The 16,391-nt window shown below is 59.9% G+C and carries 17 protein-coding genes; 7 read left to right on the plus strand and 10 right to left on the minus strand.

The features are described from left to right. Positions 1–22: 22 nt before the first annotated feature. Both aceF and lpdA read left to right on the plus strand, forming a co-directional pair. A complete protein-coding gene (aceF, locus tag J7399_RS00840) occupies positions 23–1,279 on the plus strand; it encodes a dihydrolipoyllysine-residue acetyltransferase (RefSeq protein WP_209083597.1) in 1,257 nt (418 codons plus the stop codon). A 14-nt stretch (positions 1,280–1,293) separates the two neighbouring features. Then, entirely contained in the window at positions 1,294–3,024 is a 1,731-nt protein-coding gene (gene lpdA, locus J7399_RS00845) for a dihydrolipoyl dehydrogenase (RefSeq protein WP_209083598.1), read from the plus strand. A gap of 229 nt (positions 3,025–3,253) precedes the next feature. Here the strand turns inward: lpdA and J7399_RS00850 are convergent, their stop codons facing one another. The 4 genes from J7399_RS00850 to J7399_RS00865 form a co-directional block, all read right to left on the minus strand. Continuing rightward, positions 3,254–5,032 carry an SLC13 family permease gene (locus tag J7399_RS00850; protein ID WP_209078149.1) on the minus strand — a complete coding sequence of 593 codons (1,779 nt, stop codon included), beginning with the start codon at positions 5,030–5,032 and terminating at the stop codon, positions 3,254–3,256. Between the two features lie 212 nt (positions 5,033–5,244). After that, positions 5,245–6,123: a DMT family transporter gene (locus tag J7399_RS00855; protein ID WP_209083599.1), complete on the minus strand. Its 879-nt coding sequence runs from the start codon at positions 6,121–6,123 to the stop codon at positions 5,245–5,247. 15 nt (positions 6,124–6,138) lie between these two features. Beyond that, on the minus strand, positions 6,139–6,957 hold the full coding sequence (locus J7399_RS00860; RefSeq protein ID WP_209078147.1) for a TIGR00282 family metallophosphoesterase: 819 nt from the start codon (positions 6,955–6,957) through the stop codon (positions 6,139–6,141). Positions 6,958–7,072: 115 nt separating this feature from the next. Then, a complete protein-coding gene (locus J7399_RS00865) occupies positions 7,073–8,260 on the minus strand; it encodes a hypothetical protein (RefSeq protein ID WP_209083600.1) in 1,188 nt (395 codons plus the stop codon). Positions 8,261–8,455: 195 nt separating this feature from the next. Here J7399_RS00865 and J7399_RS00870 point away from each other — a divergent pair, with 195 nt between their 5' ends. Next, a complete protein-coding gene (locus J7399_RS00870) occupies positions 8,456–8,692 on the plus strand; it encodes a DUF333 domain-containing protein (protein WP_209083601.1) in 237 nt (78 codons plus the stop codon). 73 nt (positions 8,693–8,765) lie between these two features. On the opposite strand, the gene J7399_RS00875 is transcribed toward J7399_RS00870, so the two are convergent. Further along, a complete protein-coding gene (locus tag J7399_RS00875) occupies positions 8,766–9,326 on the minus strand; it encodes a 5-formyltetrahydrofolate cyclo-ligase (protein ID WP_209062000.1) in 561 nt (186 codons plus the stop codon). A gap of 22 nt (positions 9,327–9,348) precedes the next feature. Beyond that, the gene (gene mgtE, locus J7399_RS00880) at positions 9,349–10,749 is read right to left on the minus strand and encodes a magnesium transporter (protein WP_209083602.1); all 1,401 of its coding nucleotides are present in this window, start codon (positions 10,747–10,749) and stop codon (positions 9,349–9,351) included. A 218-nt stretch (positions 10,750–10,967) separates the two neighbouring features. Here mgtE and guaD point away from each other — a divergent pair, with 218 nt between their 5' ends. Further along, the gene (guaD, locus tag J7399_RS00885) at positions 10,968–12,335 is read left to right on the plus strand and encodes a guanine deaminase (RefSeq protein WP_247742688.1); all 1,368 of its coding nucleotides are present in this window, start codon (positions 10,968–10,970) and stop codon (positions 12,333–12,335) included. Here guaD and J7399_RS00890 read toward each other — a convergent pair whose 3' ends face one another. Further along, positions 12,336–12,692 (minus strand): hypothetical protein, encoded by a 357-nt coding sequence (locus J7399_RS00890; protein ID WP_209083603.1) that lies wholly within the window; start codon positions 12,690–12,692, stop codon positions 12,336–12,338. Between the two features lie 95 nt (positions 12,693–12,787). After that, positions 12,788–13,027 (minus strand): Lrp/AsnC ligand binding domain-containing protein, encoded by a 240-nt coding sequence (locus J7399_RS00895; RefSeq protein WP_209060590.1) that lies wholly within the window; start codon positions 13,025–13,027, stop codon positions 12,788–12,790. 135 nt (positions 13,028–13,162) lie between these two features. Here J7399_RS00895 and hisB point away from each other — a divergent pair, with 135 nt between their 5' ends. Together hisB and hisH are read left to right on the plus strand one after the other, a co-directional pair. Then, complete coding sequence (gene hisB / locus J7399_RS00900; RefSeq protein WP_209083604.1) at positions 13,163–13,750, plus strand: imidazoleglycerol-phosphate dehydratase HisB; 588 nt, start codon at positions 13,163–13,165, stop codon at positions 13,748–13,750. A gap of 49 nt (positions 13,751–13,799) precedes the next feature. Beyond that, the gene (gene hisH, locus J7399_RS00905; protein ID WP_209083606.1) at positions 13,800–14,438 is read left to right on the plus strand and encodes an imidazole glycerol phosphate synthase subunit HisH; all 639 of its coding nucleotides are present in this window, start codon (positions 13,800–13,802) and stop codon (positions 14,436–14,438) included. Positions 14,439–14,533: 95 nt separating this feature from the next. Here the strand turns inward: hisH and J7399_RS00910 are convergent, their stop codons facing one another. Further along, on the minus strand, positions 14,534–15,238 hold the full coding sequence (locus J7399_RS00910; protein WP_247742689.1) for an AraC family transcriptional regulator: 705 nt from the start codon (positions 15,236–15,238) through the stop codon (positions 14,534–14,536). 122 nt (positions 15,239–15,360) lie between these two features. Between J7399_RS00910 and J7399_RS00915 the strand changes: the two genes are divergently transcribed. After that, positions 15,361–15,897: a peroxiredoxin-like family protein gene (locus tag J7399_RS00915; RefSeq protein ID WP_209078141.1), complete on the plus strand. Its 537-nt coding sequence runs from the start codon at positions 15,361–15,363 to the stop codon at positions 15,895–15,897. 66 nt (positions 15,898–15,963) lie between these two features. Here the strand turns inward: J7399_RS00915 and J7399_RS00920 are convergent, their stop codons facing one another. Next, positions 15,964–16,356: a DUF2147 domain-containing protein gene (locus J7399_RS00920; protein ID WP_209078140.1), complete on the minus strand. Its 393-nt coding sequence runs from the start codon at positions 16,354–16,356 to the stop codon at positions 15,964–15,966. Between the last annotated feature and the right edge of the window lie 35 nt (positions 16,357–16,391).

Raw genomic sequence — 16,391 nt, forward strand, 5'->3', positions numbered from 1 at the left:
GGGAAGAGAGGAGATTTTAAACATGGCAATTGAAGTCAAAGTTCCCGACATCGGTGATTTCACTGAAGTTCCAGTGGTTTCCGTCTTGGTCAGCGCAGGCGATGTGATCGCGGCAGAAGATCCCCTGATCGAAATCGAAAGCGACAAGGCCACTATGGAAGTGCCCTCCCCGGCTGCGGGCAAGGTGCTTGAGATCAAAGTGGCCGAAGGGGACAACGTCTCCGAAGGTTCACTGGTTCTGCTTCTGGAAGCAGAAGAGGCCGCAGACGCAGCACCGGCTCCCAAAGCTGAGGCCGCCCCGGCGGCGGCACCTGCTGCTGCACCTGCGCCAGCGGCACCTGCTCCGGCAGCTGTAACCGACGCTGGATTTGGCAAAGCACATGCGTCCCCGTCTGTGCGTGCCTTTGCGCGTCAGCTGGATGTGGATCTGGCCAAGGTCAACGGCACAGGCCGCAAAGGCCGCATCCTGCGCGAAGACGTCACCGCCTTCCTGAAGTCCACCACAACAGCGGCAGCGCCTGCTGGTGCAGCACAGGGCGGCATGGGCATCCCGCCGATCCCAGCGGTGGATTTCTCCAAATTCGGTCCCACCGAAGATGTCGACATGCCCCGGATCAAAAAGATCTCTGGCCCGGCCCTGCACCGCAGCTGGCTCAACATTCCGCATGTCACCCACAACGAAGAAGCCGACATCTCTGAGCTGGACGGCTACCGCCGTGAGCTGGATGCCCAGGCCAAGCAAGACGGCTACCGCGTCACGCTTTTGTCCTTTGTTATCAAGGCGTCTGTCTCTGCGCTGAAGCAGCATTGGGAAGTCAATTCCTCGCTGCATCCGGATGGGGACAAGCTGATCAAGAAGGATTTCTACAACATCGGCTTTGCGGCGGACACGCCCAATGGTCTGGTGGTTCCGGTGATCAAAGATGCGGATCGCAAAGGCATCATCGAAATCTCCAAAGACCTGATGGAGCTTTCTGCCAAGGCGCGTGAAGGCAAGCTGAAGGGCGACGACATGTCCGGCGCGACCTTCACCATCTCCAGCCTCGGCGGCATTGGCGGCACGTCTTTCACCCCGATTGTGAACGCGCCTGAAGTTGCGATCCTCGGCCTGACCCGCTCCAAAATGGCGCCGGTCTGGAACGGTGAAGAGTTTGAGCCGCGCCTCATGCAGCCGCTGTCTCTGAGCTATGACCACCGTGCGATTGACGGTGCTCTGGCGGCGCGCTTCTGCGCCACGCTGAAGCACCTGATGGGCGACGTGCGTCGCCTGATGCTCTAAGGGAGGACTTCATTATGGACGTCAAAGTACCTGATATTGGTGACTTTTCCGAAGTTCCTGTGGTTTCCATTCTGGTTTCTGTTGGCGACACCGTCGCCGCAGAGGATCCGCTGATCGAGCTGGAAAGCGACAAGGCCACCATGGAAGTGCCTTCCCCCGCCGCAGGTGTGGTGCAAGAGATCAAAGTGGCCGAAGGCGACAATGTCTCTGAGGGCAGCCTGATCATCGTTTTGGACGCCGAGGGCGCAGAAGAGGCGCCCAAAGCGACAGCTCCGGCAGCGCCTGCTGCACCACAAGCCGTGGCCGCAACTGGCACCGCAACAGGTGCCGGTGATGTGCATGCCGAGGTGGTTGTGCTGGGCTCTGGCCCCGGTGGTTACACGGCAGCCTTCCGCGCGGCAGACCTTGGCAAGAAAGTTGTGCTGATTGAGAAAGACAGCTCGCTTGGTGGTGTCTGCCTCAACGTGGGCTGTATCCCGTCCAAGGCGCTCCTGCACTCGGCGAAAGTGATCACCGAAGCAGAGGAAATGGGCGATCACGGCATCAGCTTTGCCAAGCCTGAGGTCGATCTCGACAAGCTGCGCGGCTGGAAAGAAAGTGTTGTCAATCAATTGACTGGCGGTCTTTCTGGATTGGCCAAAGCCCGCAAGGTGCAGGTTGTGAACGGCTTTGGCACTTTCACCGGCCCCAATATGATCGAAGTGGACAACGACGGCGCAAAATCCACCGTCAGCTTTGATCAATGTGTGATCGCAGCAGGCTCTGAGCCGGTCACCCTGCCCTTCATCCCGCATGACGATCCCCGCGTGATCGATAGCACCGGCGCGCTGGAGCTGGAAGACGTGCCAGAGCGCCTTCTGGTGCTGGGTGGCGGCATCATCGGTCTGGAAATGGCCACGGTGTACGATGCGCTTGGCTCCAAAGTGACAATTGTCGAGTTCATGGATCAGATCATTCCCGGGGCTGACAAAGATGTGGTCAAACCGCTGCACAAGCGGATTGAGGGGCGCTATGAGGCGATCCTAACCAAGACCAAAGTCACTGCGGTTAATGCAACGGACGCTGGTCTTGAGGTCACCATGGAAGGCCCTAAGGGCGAAGTGGTTGGTACCTTTGACAAAGTTCTTGTTGCGGTGGGCCGCCGTCCGAATGGCGCAAAAATCAATGCCGCTGCGGCTGGTGTGGCTGTGGATGAGCGCGGCTTTATCGCGGTCGACAGCCAGCAACGCACTGGAGTGCCTCACATTTTTGCCATTGGCGATGTGGTTGGCCAGCCGATGCTCGCCCACAAGGCTGTGCATGAAGGCAAAGTCGCTGCAGAGGTGGCCGCAGGGCACAAACGCTACTTTGATGCGCGGGTGATCCCGTCGGTGGCCTACACCGATCCTGAGGTTGCCTGGGTGGGCGTCACAGAGACCCAAGCCAAGGCCGAAGGGCTGAAGGTTGGCAAGGGTGTGTTCCCATGGGCAGCGTCTGGTCGTTCCCTCAGCCTTGGCCGCTCCGAAGGCCTTACCAAGTTGATTTTCGACGAAGAATCCGAGCGCGTGATTGGCGCGGGGATCGTTGGGCCCAACGCTGGTGACCTGATCGCGGAGGTGGCGCTGGCCATCGAAATGGGTGCGGATGCGGTTGATCTGGGCCACACGATTCACCCCCACCCAACCCTGAGTGAGACGGTGAATTTCGCGGCGGAAATGTTTGAGGGCACGATCACCGATCTGATGCCGCCCCGCAAAAAGAAATAAGAAAACCCCTGTTTTCTGCCAAAGCGCGCCTTCCTTGAGGGCGCGCTTTTTCTTTTGGGAAAGGTTAATCCGACTCACTGCGCCAAAAAGGCGGTTCGGTATCGCGTCGGTATCCCTAAGGTATTGCGTCGGTGTTGATGTGCGGAATGCACGTATGGCGAGAGCTTAACAGAGCGTACGTCGCCTCCGCCATAGAGACCTCACTGCGCAACACGCGGCCGCCCTGCCCTTAGAGCGGCCAGAAGACCGGGATCAACAGGGAGGCCAACAGCCCGATCGACAGGTTCAACGGAATGCCCACGCGCATGAAATCGGTGAACTTGTAGCCACCCGGACCGAACACCAGCATGTTGGTCTGATAGCCGATTGGCGTGGCAAAGCTTGCAGAGGCCGCGATCATCACCGCCACCACCAGTGGGCGCGGATCCACCCCGATGGCCTGTGCCAGGCCCACCGCGATGGGGGTGACCACCACCGCCACAGCGTTGTTAGAGACAAGCTCGGTCAGCACAGAGGTCAGCAAGTAGATCGCCCAGACCAGCAGGAAGGGCGGCAGATTCTCAAGCGCCGGGGCAAGGCTGGTGACAATCAGAGAGACCGCCCCTGAGGAGGACAAGGCCGCCCCAATCGCCAGCATGGCAAAGATGAGCGACAGGAGCCGGCCATCCACAAAGGAAAAGGCCTCATCCGCATCGATGCAGCGGGTCAGCAGAACAACAGCCACCGCCAGCAGAGAGAGCAGCAGGATCGGTGCAAGACCAAAGCCTGCCAGCACCACCACACCCGCCATGGCGCCCAAGGCGATCGGCGCGTGGCCCCGGCGGTATTCCCGCTCTGAGGGCTGGGACACATCCACCATATCCATATCCGCCGACAGGCGCTGGATGTCTTCCGGCGCGCCTTCCAGCAGGAGCGTGTCGCCCACCCGCACCACAAGCTGGTCGAGCTGTTGGCCGATGTTCTGGTTCCGGCGATGCACCGCCAGCGGATAGACCCCATAGCGGCGACGCAGACGCAGGGAGCCAAGGCGGCGGCCCACCATGCGGCAGCCCGGTGTGATCAGCGCCTCAACCGTGGTGGTTTCCACCGCCCCCACCTGATCCAGTCGTTTGAGCGATTTGTTGCGCTGCAGGCTCAGAAGCTCGGTCATCTTGGTGCGCAGCACCACGCGGTCGCCAACCTGCAGGGTCACCTCTTTGAGGTTGCGGCGCAGGGAGGTGTCCCCGCGGATCACGTCGATCAGGCGCACGCCGTCGCGCTTGAAAAGCTGCACCCCGGTGACCTCCCGGCCCACAAGGTTGCTTTCCGGCGGGATCACTGCCTCGGTGAAGAATTTCATCTGGCTGCGGTTGGACAGCAGGTCCGCCATGCTTGCGCGCTCCGGCAGCAGGCGGCGGCCGATGACATAAAGATAGAGCATCCCCCAAGCCACAATGATCAGGCCCAGCGGTGTGACCTCAAAAATCGAGAACGGCTCCAGCCCCTGATCGCGGGCCACGCCGTCCACCAGCAGGTTGGTGGAGGTGCCAATCAGGGTCAATGTCCCGCCCATGATCGCGGCATAACTGAGCGGGATCAGCAACTTAGAGGCCGAAGTTCCCAATGTGCGCGCAAGCTGGGTGAAGACCGGGATCATCACCACCACCACCGGTGTGTTGGACACAAAGGCCGAGGCAACGATCACAAAACCCAAAAGCATCACAATCGCCAGCGCGGGGTTTCTTTTGGCCTGCCCGTCCGCAAGCTGCGTGAAGGTTGATAAGGCCCCCGTGCGCACCAAAGCGCCCATGACAATGAACATTGCGGCAATTGTCCATGGTGCGGGGTTGGAGAGCACGCCCAAGGCGGCCTCATAAGGCAGCACGCCAAGGAACAGCAGAACCGCCACGCCACCAATGGCAACCACCTCTGTGGGGTAGACTTCCTTGAGGAACAGCACAAACATGCTGGCCACCGTCAGCAGAGCCAAGACCGCCTGTGTGGTTTGAGAAAACGCAAAAAGATCCATAGTGCTCAGCCCTTATCAGCGGGCAAGTTTTATCATGGCGCCGATGCCGGGCAAGCGGTTTTCGTTTCCAATCAGCAGGAATAGAGCGCTTTGCTCAGTCTGACAGCAACGTCATGGCGTTCCACGCTTCATAGCGCTCTTCATTCTGCCCAAAATACTCTGGGGGGATCGCGGCCTGGCCGCGATGGGGGCAACGCCCCCTCCTCTGCAGATCAGGAAGACTGTCGCGGACGCACAAGGGTCATACCGGTCAGGATCAGCGCCAGTGCTGCCCAAACCCAGAGCGAGTAGCGCTCAGACAGCAGGAGCATCGCCCAGAGCACGCCCGTGCCGGTCACCACATAGGAGACCTGCGCCGCAAAGACTGCGCCTGCGCGGGACACCAGCCAGACATAGGCGGTGTAGACAGAGGCGTGAATGATTGACGACAGCACCAGCGCAAACTCCGGCGCGTTCCACTCGGTGCGCGGATCAATGAATTGACCAGACGCCAGCGCCAGCGGCAAGGCCAGTATGGTGCCCACCACGCTTGCCCCATAAAGCACATGACCAGCGCCCAGCCCCTGCATGCCCCATTTGGCCACCACATTGCCTTCCAGCGCGTAACAGACCGGGGCAATCACCGCGATGGGCAACCAGAATGCCATAGCGGGATCCGGCAACGCGGCGGGTTCTGACAGGATCACCACGCCCGCTAGCCCTGCGAGCAAGCCAATCAGGCGTGGCCAGTTGAACCTGTCCACCCCAAAGAGAAGCGCCATGGGAAAGGCGACTATCGGCACCAGCGAGATCACAATGGACATGACACCGGAGGGCAGTTCCGCCGCCGCGCGGTAGGAAAAGCTGTTGGGAATCAATGTTCCAAGCGCAGCGATCAGCAGGAAGAACCAGAGCTTGTCGCGCGGCAGGGCGACGGATTTGCCGGTGAGCAGCCGCAACACAAACAGAAACACCGCGCCGATCAGCATTTGCCAGAAGATCAGGCCAAGCGGTTGATACCCCTCAGACACCGCGATTTTTGCCAGCGGCTGTGTGAGCCCCCAACCGGTGCCAATGGCCAGCAGGATTGCGCTAAACTGCAGGGGCGACATGGGCTACTAAAGGCGTCAGCTTGGGCCGGACTGGCTGAGCCTGCCGCCCTGACGCACCATCTCGATGCGGGTGGCGGCGCCGGTGCGGTCGTCGGTTTCCACATAAACCCCTGAGAGCGTCGCCTCCCCCAGCGCAGGTGTGAACCGCGCCTTGGGCATGCCGGTGACAAAGCGGCGCATGGGCTCTTCTTTTTCCATGCCAATGACAGAGTTGTAGTCGCCGCACATGCCCGCATCCGCCTGAAAGGCCGTGCCTTTGGGCAGGATCTGGGTGTCTGCCGTTGGCACATGGGTGTGCGTGCCCACCACAAGGCTCACGCGGCCATCGCAGTAATGCCCCATGCCCATCTTCTCAGAAGTGGCCTCGCAATGCATATCGACGATGGCGGCCTGCACCATGCCGCCGCGCGGATGGGCGCGAAGCACTTGATCCACCGCGGAAAACGGATCGGAATAAGGCTGCTTCATAAAGACCTGCCCCAGCGCCTGGGTGACCAGCACCTTGCGCCCGCCGCGCGCTTCAAACACGCGGAAGCCTTTGCCCGGCACATCGCCACGGGCGTAGTTCAGCGGGCGGATGATGCGCGGCTCTGACTGGATGAACTGCAGCATGTCTTTCTGGTCAAAGGCGTGATCGCCAAGCGTGAGGCAATCGGCCCCGGCATCGAGCAGCGCCTTGGCGTGCGCGCCAGACAGCCCCATGCCGTTGGAGGCATTTTCGCCGTTCACCACGACAAAATCGAGCCGCCAGTCTTCCCGCAGCTTGGGAAGGCGTTCCACCACAGCCGCGCGCCCGGCGCGGCCCATCACATCACCTAGAAAGAGCATTTTCATGGGGGATGGTCCTATCCCTGATCGCGGCTCACCTCAAGGGAGGAACCACCACCGGCGCGCATTCCTGCGCATCCTGTGGCCCCGCACACAATCAGCGCACCAATCAGCGGCCCAGTCACCGGCCCTCCACATAGGCGACCAGAAACTCTGGCGCGGGGAATTGGGTGAAGAGGATGTAGAGAAACACAAGCCCAGCAAGCAGGCGGCCAACCCTGTGATAACGCAGGGTGGCATAGAGGAACCGGAGCTTGCTGCGCAGGCTTTGGGGGCCGACCTCTGCCGGTTGCTGCGTACTTTTCGGCAGGGCGTTGCGGTCACCGCGCACCGCCGCGCTGAGCTGTTGTTCGCTCAGCATTTGTGTGGTCACCACGCTGCGGGGCTTGGGCGCGTCGGGCAACCGTCTGCGCAACTCTATGTAGCCGTTGGGAAACTGCGGGTTGTCTGCATTGTGGCGCACCTCGATCACATCAGCCCCCGGCGCGTCAGTGCTGAAGGTTTCCATATCTCCCAAAATGCGCCCCAGCGCGCGGCAATAGGTCAGGAACTCCAGAATATGCTGATGGTTTTGAAACAGCTGCTGCGGTTCAGTGGCGTCCGGGGCAAAGATCACCTCTTTTCCCAGAAAATACTGTGACCCGAGGGCGCGCAGGCCGACCTTCTGTGTGCCGTCAGGCCCTGCCCCAGCCCCAAAGGGAAAGGGCGCGACATAGAGCACGGGATTAAAGCCGACGGAGGCCAGTTTCACAAATGTGGCCCCGTCCAGCAGCTGGTGGGACTGACACCAATGCACCGCAGAGGGCATCATTTCGCCAATCAGGGCCGTGGCAACGGTCTGGGCAATGAGCAACCGGCGCTCAAAGTTGTCGGTGTTGGCAACATCCCCCAACATAGGACCGAGACTGGCAATGAAGTCACTGTCCGCGCCGCTGTTGGCCAGTGCAGCGGCAAAGCCGGGCACAGAGCCCGGAGCGACCTCAATCAGGATGGCCCGCTTATGCTGTTTGACCGCCTGAAACAGATCAGGGCGCAGCGCCGCTGTTAGCGCGTTGGACAACACCGAGGAGAACCCATCCTGCGGCAGTGGCTTGTCAAACCGCTCCAGTGTGACGTTCACCTGATCCGTGGCCAGCCCCAGATGATGAGGCGAGTTGTAGCCTTTCAAGCTGGTCCAGGGGCCATAGTCCTTCAGCGCGTCCTGCAGGCGTGGAATGAGGCGCTCAAGCGCTTTGAACTGGCGCTTGAACTGTCGTGTATTGTCAAACACAAGGACAACTTGAAGGGCCTGCGCCAGATCTTTGATCATAGTTCCAAACTCGCTATGCGTGTATGGAGACTAATCACAACCAATTATGGCTGAATTTGGCGCGAACTGCGGAAAGACTGCGCAAGCCACAATTTGCCAGCGACAACAGCGCCAGGCCACGCAGACCACATCCAATCTTGCCCTATGCGCCTGACGCGGTATCTTGGGGCAAGTCATTCCAACCACAGGTGAATTATGAAACCCATCCTAGCCCTGACTGCCGCCGCTGGTGCCCTCGCCCTTGCGGGCTGCACCGAGCCTTACCCCAATGATCCCACCAATCTGGCCAATCCGGCGGCGACGCTCTGTGTGGACAAAGGCAACCAGTATGAGATCCGCCAAGATGCGGAGGGCAATGCCGTGGGCTATTGCATCCTGCCAAGCGGTCAGGCGGTGGATGCCTGGGAATACTTCCGCACGCAGGCGACCTGATTTAAACGGGCACCCTGATCCTTACGGTCACATCGCCCAGCGCGTGCAATTTAGTGTGACGGGCGGTGCCTGATCAGCGAGAAAACTCGATCACCCGGCTTTGGGTGATCACCATATCCAGTGGCTGATCGGTGGCTTCCAGCGGCAGGGCCTCTGCCATTTGCTCTTCAAAGGCGAAGCCGATTGCCAATGTGGCGCGGCGGCTGCGCAAAAGCTCCAGCGTGCGGTCATAAAAACCGCCACCATAGCCCAGACGCCCACCCTTGAGATCAAAACCCACCAGCGGGACGATCACGATTTCCGGCTCAAAATAATCATCCACCTCTGGCACCTTGGCCCCAAACGGTCCATCGCGCAGCGGCGCATCAGGCTCCCAACGGGAGAATTTGAGCGGCATGGCTTCGCCCTGAATGACAGGCACCCCGACCGGGCCATGGGCCGCGGCCTCTGCCATGGCGGCCAGCGGCGAAATCTCTGTGCGGATCGGCATATAGCCTGCAAGCGGCACACCACGATGGCCTGCGAGCACTTCAGAGAGATGCCCGGCCTGACCGGGGCCTGCCATGGCAAAGGCCTCCTTGCGGCGGGCAAATGCGGCTTTGCGGGCGGCCGCTTTCTGATCGTTCAATGTCATTTCAGGGGGCATGGTCAGTCACTCACAAAAGGACCTGGGCGGCGAGCCCGAGGAAAAGGAAGAAGCCGACAACATCTGTCACCGTGGTGACAAAGGGGCCGGAGGCCAGAGCCGGGTCGATGTTCATACGGTCGAGCGCCATGGGGATCAGGATGCCGCCCAGCGCGGCGGCAATCTGGGTAAGCAGCATGGCCACGCCAATCACCACCGCCAGCATCGGCACGCCAAACCAGGCGCCTGCCACCAGCGCCATGATGAAACCAAAGAGCGCCCCATTGAGCGCCCCCACAGAGAGTTCCCGCCAGATCACGCGCATGGCGTTTTGTGCGGTGAGGTCTTTGGTGGCGAGCGCGCGCACAGTCACCGTCATGGTCTGGGTGCCAGCATTGCCGCCCATGGAGGCGACAATCGGCATCAGCACCGCAAGGGCCACCATCTGATCCACCGTATCAGCAAAGAGGTTGATCACGCCTGAGGCCAGAATGGCGGTGAGCAGGTTCACAAACAGCCAAGTGGCACGGCCTTTGGCGGCGTTGAAAATCGTGTCTGAGAGGCTGGATTCATCGCTCACACCGGCAAGGCGCAGGATGTCTTCCTCGTGTTCCTCATCCAGCACCCCCATGGCGTCATCAATGGTGATCACCCCCACCAGACGCTCGTCCTCATCCACCACAGGGGCGGAGATCAGGTGATACTGGTTGAAGGCATAGGCGACGTCTTCTTCGTCCTGTGTGATCGGGATGACCTGAAAGACTTCTTCCACCAATGTCGCCATCAGCACCTCACGGCGCGCCGACATGAGCTTGCCCAGCGTGACATTGCCCACGGGCTTCATGCGCGGGTCAACAAGGATCACATGATAAAACTGTTCCGGCAGCTCTTCGGCGTTGCGCAGGAAGTCGATGGTCTCCCCCACACTCCAGTGCTCCGGGGCAAACACGGTCTCGCGCTGCATCAGACGGCCAGCGGTGTTCTCCGGATAGCTGAGCGCCTGTTCCACCGCGACACGGTCGGCATCCTCAAGCTGATCAAGAATGGCTTCCTGCTGGGGCTCATCCAGATCCTCGACCAGATCCACGATGTCATCGCTTTCCAGATCGCGCACCGCTTCGGCCAGAACATCCGGGCGCAGGACGTTCATCACATCCTCGCGCAGACCCTCATCCAGTTCGGAGAGGATCTCCCCGTCAAACTCCGCCCCGTAGAGCTGCACAAGGCGGCGGCGGTCAAAGGCGTTGATCTGTTCCAGAAGGTCGGCGATGTCCGCCGCGTGCAGCGGCTCCATCAGATCCAGCAGCGTGGCGCGGTCGCCCGCCTCAATGGCGTAGAGCACACCGGCCACCAGTTTCGGGCTCAGGGTGTAGTCGTCCTGCTCTTCGGTCTCAGCGGCAATCTCGGCGGTCTGATCGATGGCTTGGGTCATGACACCTGCTCTCTCGTTCTGCCGCTTGAGCGCCACGAATTTCATCGGTGGCTGCGGGGCGTTTGCTCTGATCCGCCCGGCCCTCCGGCGAGGCGCGGACGAGGCTTGGACTTGGCCCGGACCATAGTTTAAAGCAGGGAGAGAACTCAATGGGATGCGACGGTTTTGACGCCAAAAAAGGCCCGCGCTGACAGCGGCCTGCGCCCCGTGATCAAATGATGCCCGATACTGCGGAGTTTGCCGTGATGCCCCCTCCTGTTTTGCTGCTTGGTCAGACCCTGTCTTTTGCCGCCAGCCCGTTTGAAACGCCAATTGAGAGCGCGGTGCGGCACCTGACCCATGGGGGCGTTTTGATCAGGGATGGCAAGATCGCCGCGGTTGGGGATGGCGCCGAGCTGAAAGCCGCCCATCCGGAGGCGCAGGTAGTGGACTATGGAGATCAGCTGATCTGTGCAGGCTTTGTGGATGCCCATGTGCATTACCCCCAGACCGGGATCATCGCGAGCTGGGGCAAGCGGCTGATTGATTGGCTGAATAGCTACACCTTCCCTGAAGAGATGCGGTTCAAGGATCGCGCCTATGCGGATGAGATCGCCAAGACCTATCTGGATCTGACCGCCCGGCATGGGGTCACCACCATGGCGAGCTATGGCACCATCCATCCGGCATCGGTGGAGGCGTTTTTCAGCGAGGCCCAGCGCCGGGGTCAGCGGGTTGTGGCGGGCAAGACCTGTATGGACCGCAATGCGCCTGACGGGCTGCGCGACACGCCGCAGAGCGCTTATGACGACAGCAAGGCGCTCATTGAGAGGTGGCACGGTGTGGAGCGGATCCGCTATGCGATCACGCCACGGTTTTCGCCAACCTCCACGCCAGATCAGTTGGAGGCACTTGGCGCGCTCTGGGGAGAACATCCCGATTGCCTGATGCAGACCCACCTGAGCGAGCAGACCGATGAGATCGCCTGGGTGCGGGAGCTGTTTCCTGAGGCGCGGGATTACCTTGATACCTATGAGCAGTTTGGCCTGCTGGGCGCGCGCGGGCTTTATGGCCATGCGATCCACCTTGAGCAGCGTGAGAAAGACCGGCTCCGCGAGGTTGGCGCGGGTTTGATCCATTGCCCGACCTCCAACACGTTTATTGGCTCGGGGCTGTTTGACCTCAAAGGGCTGATGGCCCAAGGGCAGAAGATCGGGCTGGCCTCCGACACCGGCGGCGGGTCGAGCTTTTCGATGCTGCGCACCATGGCGACGGCTTATGAGGTGGCACAGCTGCGCCACCACCCGCTGCATGCCGCCGAGCTGATGTGGCTGGCCACCCAAGGCTCTGCACAGACCCTGCACATGGAAGATCAGATCGGCAATTTGGCTGCGGGGATGGAGGCGGACCTTGTGGTGCTGAACCTCGCCAGCACACCAGAGATTGCCCAACGCGCCGCGCGGGCAGAGGATCTCTGGGAAGCGCTCTTCCCGACGATCATGATGGGAGATGACCGCGCCATTGCGGCAACCTGGATTGGCGGATCACAACAGCGCGCCCAGCTATCCTATATCGATGCCACTGAGCGCGCGAGAACCAAACACTGACTAGGAGGTGAGAACTTCTGTGCTAGACAAGTCTAGCCCCTTGTTCACCATAACCAGATCAAAACGTTTAAAGTACTTGAAGAACTCAGAGATTGGCATTTCGAACTCAATCGAGCGTACCTGCTTCAATTCAGTGGAAGTAATCGGCCCACTCGCCAGATAGATGACCACCCCCACGGTCGATACCTCACGACCGTGATTTTCACCGATAGAAAGTCGTTGCGCGACTATTACTTCACCTTCCTCAATCGGTTCGATTGCAGCAGCAAAGTCGCGTAGCCTTTCGACATCCGAACGATCGGCTGCAACCGTTCCTTTCAAGTCATTGTACTGAACGCCAGCCTCAAAGAGATCCATGTATTTTCTCCAAAAATTTGCAAGCTCGGAACATATAAAACACAATTCAAGGTTGCAATACCTATCGCGCGAACCGTGCGTTATCTTTGGAAATACTAAAACGCCTTGAATGTCAGCGTCGTGAGCGTGCGCTCGATATTGGGGATGTCGAGCATGTGGCTGTTGATGAATTTGCCCACGTCTTCGCCTTCGGGAATGTAGAGCTTCATCAAAAGGTCATAGTCGCCGCTGGTGGAGTGCAGCTCGGAATGGATTTCCTTCAGCGCAATCTCTTCGGCGACGCGGTAGGTGGTGCCGGGTTTGCAGCGGATCTGGATAAAGACGCAGGTGGTCATGAAGGCCCTCATTTGATTTGGCCTCAAACTGGCACAAATGCCACCTGCCTCACAATCTGAAAATCCGCCCCCTTGGCCTGCCCCCTGCCCGCCCCTATAAGGGCGCGGCAATACAGAGAGCGAAGGACGTCTCCCATGCGCAAGGCAAGCGTGACCCGCGCCACCGCGGAAACCAAAATCACCGTGGACATCAATCTGGATGGCAGCGGCACCTATGACAACAAAACCGGTGTGGGCTTTTTTGACCATATGCTGGACCAGCTGTCGCGCCACAGCCTGATTGACATGACGATCCGCGCCGAGGGTGACTATCACATTGATGACCACCACACTGTTGAGGATGTGGGCATCACGCTGGGTCAGGCGCTGACGCAGGCTTTGGGTGACAAGAAAGGCATCCGCCGCTACGCCACCTGTCACCTGCCGATGGATGATGCGCAGGTGCGCGCCTCGCTGGATCTCTCCGCACGGCCATATCTGATCTGGAACCTTGAGATGCCGACCCAGAAGATCGGCACCTTTGACACAGAGCTGGTGCGTGAGTTTTTCCAAGGGTTTGCGACCCATGGCGGCATCACCCTGCATGTGGATCAGATCCACGGGTTCAACAGCCACCACATTGCCGAAGCCGCCTTCAAAGCGGTGGCGCGCGCGCTGCGTGAAGCGGTTGAGGTGGACCCGCGCAAGGCGGATGCCATTCCTTCGACCAAAGGTGCGCTCTGAGAGCGCACCCTACGTTTGAGAACAGTCAAGACTTTCAGAGGATCCGCTTATGCTGACAGCGATCATCGACTATGAATCCGGCAATCTGCACTCCGCCGAGAAAGCCTTTCAGCGCATGGCGACGGAGGTGGATGGCGGCGAGGTTGTGGTGACCTCTGACGCCGAGGTGGTGGCCAAGGCGGACCGTCTGGTGCTGCCCGGTGACGGAGCCTTTCCCGCCTGTGCCGCAGAGCTGCGCGGGCACAAGGGCATCTATGACGCCATGGTGGAAGCGGTCGAAACCAAGGGCCGTCCGTTTCTGGGCATCTGTGTCGGGATGCAATTGATGGCCAGCCGGGGCCATGAATATGAGCTGACCGAAGGACTGGGCTGGATTGAAGGCGATGTGAAACGCATCACACCCACCGACAGTACCCTGAAAGTGCCGCATATGGGTTGGAACAATCTGGTGATTGACCACCCGCATGCGCTGCTCGATGGGATCAAGAGCGGCGACCACACCTATTTTGTGCACTCCTACCAATTCCATGTGACCAAGGCAGAAGAACGTCTGGCGCATGTGGACTATGGGGGCGACGTGACCGCGATCATTGGGCGCGACACGAAGGTGGGCATGCAGTTCCATCCGGAGAAAAGCCAGGACATCGGATTGCGGATGATTGGCAACTTCCTGAAGTGGGCGCCTTAAGCTGCGCTTTGGACAGGGGCGCTGCCCCTGCCACCGCAAGCGGTGGCGACCCCGGGATATTTTTAAGAATGAGAAGCCTTGGGGCCCAAGAGACTTCAGGCGGCGCGCAAGGAAGATGGCGCTGCGCCATGGGCTTTGCGAAAGGCGCGGGTGAAGCTCTCCGGGCTGGCATAGGCATAGCGGCGCGCCACGGCATCCACACGATCGCCGCGCAGAATGTCCTGATGGGCCAGAATCAAACGCCAGCGGCGCAAATAGCCCATCGGGGTTTCCCCGACCGTGGCGGCAAAGAGCTCTGAGAAGCGCGACAGGGAAAGCCCGGCCTGCGCGGCGAGATCCGCGTTACTCCAGAGGTGGCTGGGCTGATCATGCATCGCCACAATGGCGCGGGACAGGCGCGGGTCGGCCAGCCCGGCAAGCAATCCGGCCTCGGTACTGCCTTTGGCAATCTGATCGCGCAGCAGCCGCACCATCAATGCCTCACCGAGCCGGTTGACCACCGATTGTGCGCCGCAGCGGTTGCCTGCGGTTTCCTCGGCCATCAGCCGCACCAGCGCGCGGCTGTCCCCTTCATCGCGCAGATCATAGCGCAGCGTTTCCGGCAAAGACGCCATCAGCGGATTTGAGCGCCCCATCCAATCGACCTCAGCGGCAAAGATCGCGGCCGTGTCCGCGACCTGTCCCTTGCGCCCCCGCGGCCAGAACACCACGTCGAGCGGCGCCCCGTCGTCATCGCCAAAGACCAGCAGATTGGCGCGCGCAAGCGGGGCGCTGCGCACCGTTAGGTGAAATTTATCCATTAATGTGGTTAAACGGTCCAAGGGCACCTCGGATTTTCAGCACGATTATTCGGATTTAATGTGCCCAGAATACTGCAATAACGCAAGCATGCCGTTTTTTTAACCATTATCAGGAGTTCCTCATGCTCATTCCCCGCCAGAAGACCCCCGACCTGACATTGCCGCTTGTGGGCGGCGGCACATTTGATCTGGCCAGTGAAGGCTCAGAGCGTGGCACTGTGGTGTGTTTTTATCGTGGTCTGCATTGCCCTATTTGCGCCAACTATCTGAAAGAGCTGGAAAAGCTAGTTGATGCTTTTGCCGAGCGCGGGGTGACCTGTGTGGCGGTCAGCAGCGATGGTGAAGAGCGCGCGGCGGAGATGGTCCAGAAAATTGACGCCAAGGGGTTGCGGTTTGCATATGATCTGCCGCTGACCAAGGCCAAGGAATGGGGCCTCTACATCTCCACCTCGCGTGGCAAGACGTCGATCGGGATTGAAGAACCGGCCCTGTTTTCCGAGCCCGGGCTGTTTATGGTGAGCCCTGAGCAGGCGCTTTATTACGGCTCTGTGCAGACCATGCCCTTTGTGCGGCCGCATTTTTCAGAACTGGTGGGGGCGTTGGATTTTGCGATTGCCAACAACTATCCGGCGCGTGGCGAATACACAGGTGCGCTCTAAAGCCTGAGCCGCAAACAAAAAAGGCGCAGATCGCTCTGCGCCTTTCTCTAACTGGTTCAGCCAAGATCAATTGATACGCGTCCAGTCTTGGCCGCGGCAGATAATGGCCACACAGCCTTTGACAGTGAGCGTATTGCCTTTGAGTGTCATTTTGGACTTGTAAGTTTTGTCCGCATCCGGCGCCCAGATTTTGCCTCCAGAATAGGCCCCACCACCATCTGCGCTCATGTCCCAGAGCATCTTTTTGCCCTGATGTTCATAGTTGGCAATGGCTTGGCCGCTGGCGTCAAAGGCCTTGTCAATATTTCCGCAAACAGCATTGCCGCAGGGTGCAATTTTCACGTGCAGGTAGCCGCCAGTGTCACCGGGTTGGGTTTTCCAAGTGCCTGCGACAGGCTCTGCAAAGGCTGCTGTCGCGGCTGAAATCGCCATGGCCGCTGCCAAAAAAGTTTTTTTCATAGTTTCCTCCCATGCATGTTGGGCAAAGACTGCGC

The organism is Shimia sp. R9_1, from assembly GCF_017743775.1.
In the GTDB taxonomy this organism is placed as follows: Bacteria; Pseudomonadota; Alphaproteobacteria; order Rhodobacterales; family Rhodobacteraceae; genus Shimia.

What these genes read in the sequence shown, in the direction of transcription:
- J7399_RS00875 (WP_209062000.1), bottom strand. Translation starts at nt 9,326, where the DNA reads ATGACATTGAACGATCAGAAAGCGGCCGCCCGCAAAGCCGCATTTGCC.
- J7399_RS00870 (WP_209083601.1), top strand. Translation starts at nt 8,456, where the DNA reads ATGAAACCCATCCTAGCCCTGACTGCCGCCGCTGGTGCCCTCGCCCTT.
- aceF (WP_209083597.1), top strand. Translation starts at nt 23, where the DNA reads ATGGCAATTGAAGTCAAAGTTCCCGACATCGGTGATTTCACTGAAGTT.
- J7399_RS00895 (WP_209060590.1), bottom strand. Translation starts at nt 13,027, where the DNA reads ATGACCACCTGCGTCTTTATCCAGATCCGCTGCAAACCCGGCACCACC.
- J7399_RS00890 (WP_209083603.1), bottom strand. Translation starts at nt 12,692, where the DNA reads ATGGATCTCTTTGAGGCTGGCGTTCAGTACAATGACTTGAAAGGAACG.
- J7399_RS00850 (WP_209078149.1), bottom strand. Translation starts at nt 5,032, where the DNA reads ATGGATCTTTTTGCGTTTTCTCAAACCACACAGGCGGTCTTGGCTCTG.
- J7399_RS00865 (WP_209083600.1), bottom strand. Translation starts at nt 8,260, where the DNA reads ATGATCAAAGATCTGGCGCAGGCCCTTCAAGTTGTCCTTGTGTTTGAC.
- J7399_RS00910 (WP_247742689.1), bottom strand. Translation starts at nt 15,238, where the DNA reads ATGGATAAATTTCACCTAACGGTGCGCAGCGCCCCGCTTGCGCGCGCC.
- guaD (WP_247742688.1), top strand. Translation starts at nt 10,968, where the DNA reads ATGCCCGATACTGCGGAGTTTGCCGTGATGCCCCCTCCTGTTTTGCTG.
- lpdA (WP_209083598.1), top strand. Translation starts at nt 1,294, where the DNA reads ATGGACGTCAAAGTACCTGATATTGGTGACTTTTCCGAAGTTCCTGTG.
- J7399_RS00860 (WP_209078147.1), bottom strand. Translation starts at nt 6,957, where the DNA reads ATGAAAATGCTCTTTCTAGGTGATGTGATGGGCCGCGCCGGGCGCGCG.
- J7399_RS00920 (WP_209078140.1), bottom strand. Translation starts at nt 16,356, where the DNA reads ATGAAAAAAACTTTTTTGGCAGCGGCCATGGCGATTTCAGCCGCGACA.
- hisB (WP_209083604.1), top strand. Translation starts at nt 13,163, where the DNA reads ATGCGCAAGGCAAGCGTGACCCGCGCCACCGCGGAAACCAAAATCACC.
- J7399_RS00915 (WP_209078141.1), top strand. Translation starts at nt 15,361, where the DNA reads ATGCTCATTCCCCGCCAGAAGACCCCCGACCTGACATTGCCGCTTGTG.
- J7399_RS00855 (WP_209083599.1), bottom strand. Translation starts at nt 6,123, where the DNA reads ATGTCGCCCCTGCAGTTTAGCGCAATCCTGCTGGCCATTGGCACCGGT.
- hisH (WP_209083606.1), top strand. Translation starts at nt 13,800, where the DNA reads ATGCTGACAGCGATCATCGACTATGAATCCGGCAATCTGCACTCCGCC.
- mgtE (WP_209083602.1), bottom strand. Translation starts at nt 10,749, where the DNA reads ATGACCCAAGCCATCGATCAGACCGCCGAGATTGCCGCTGAGACCGAA.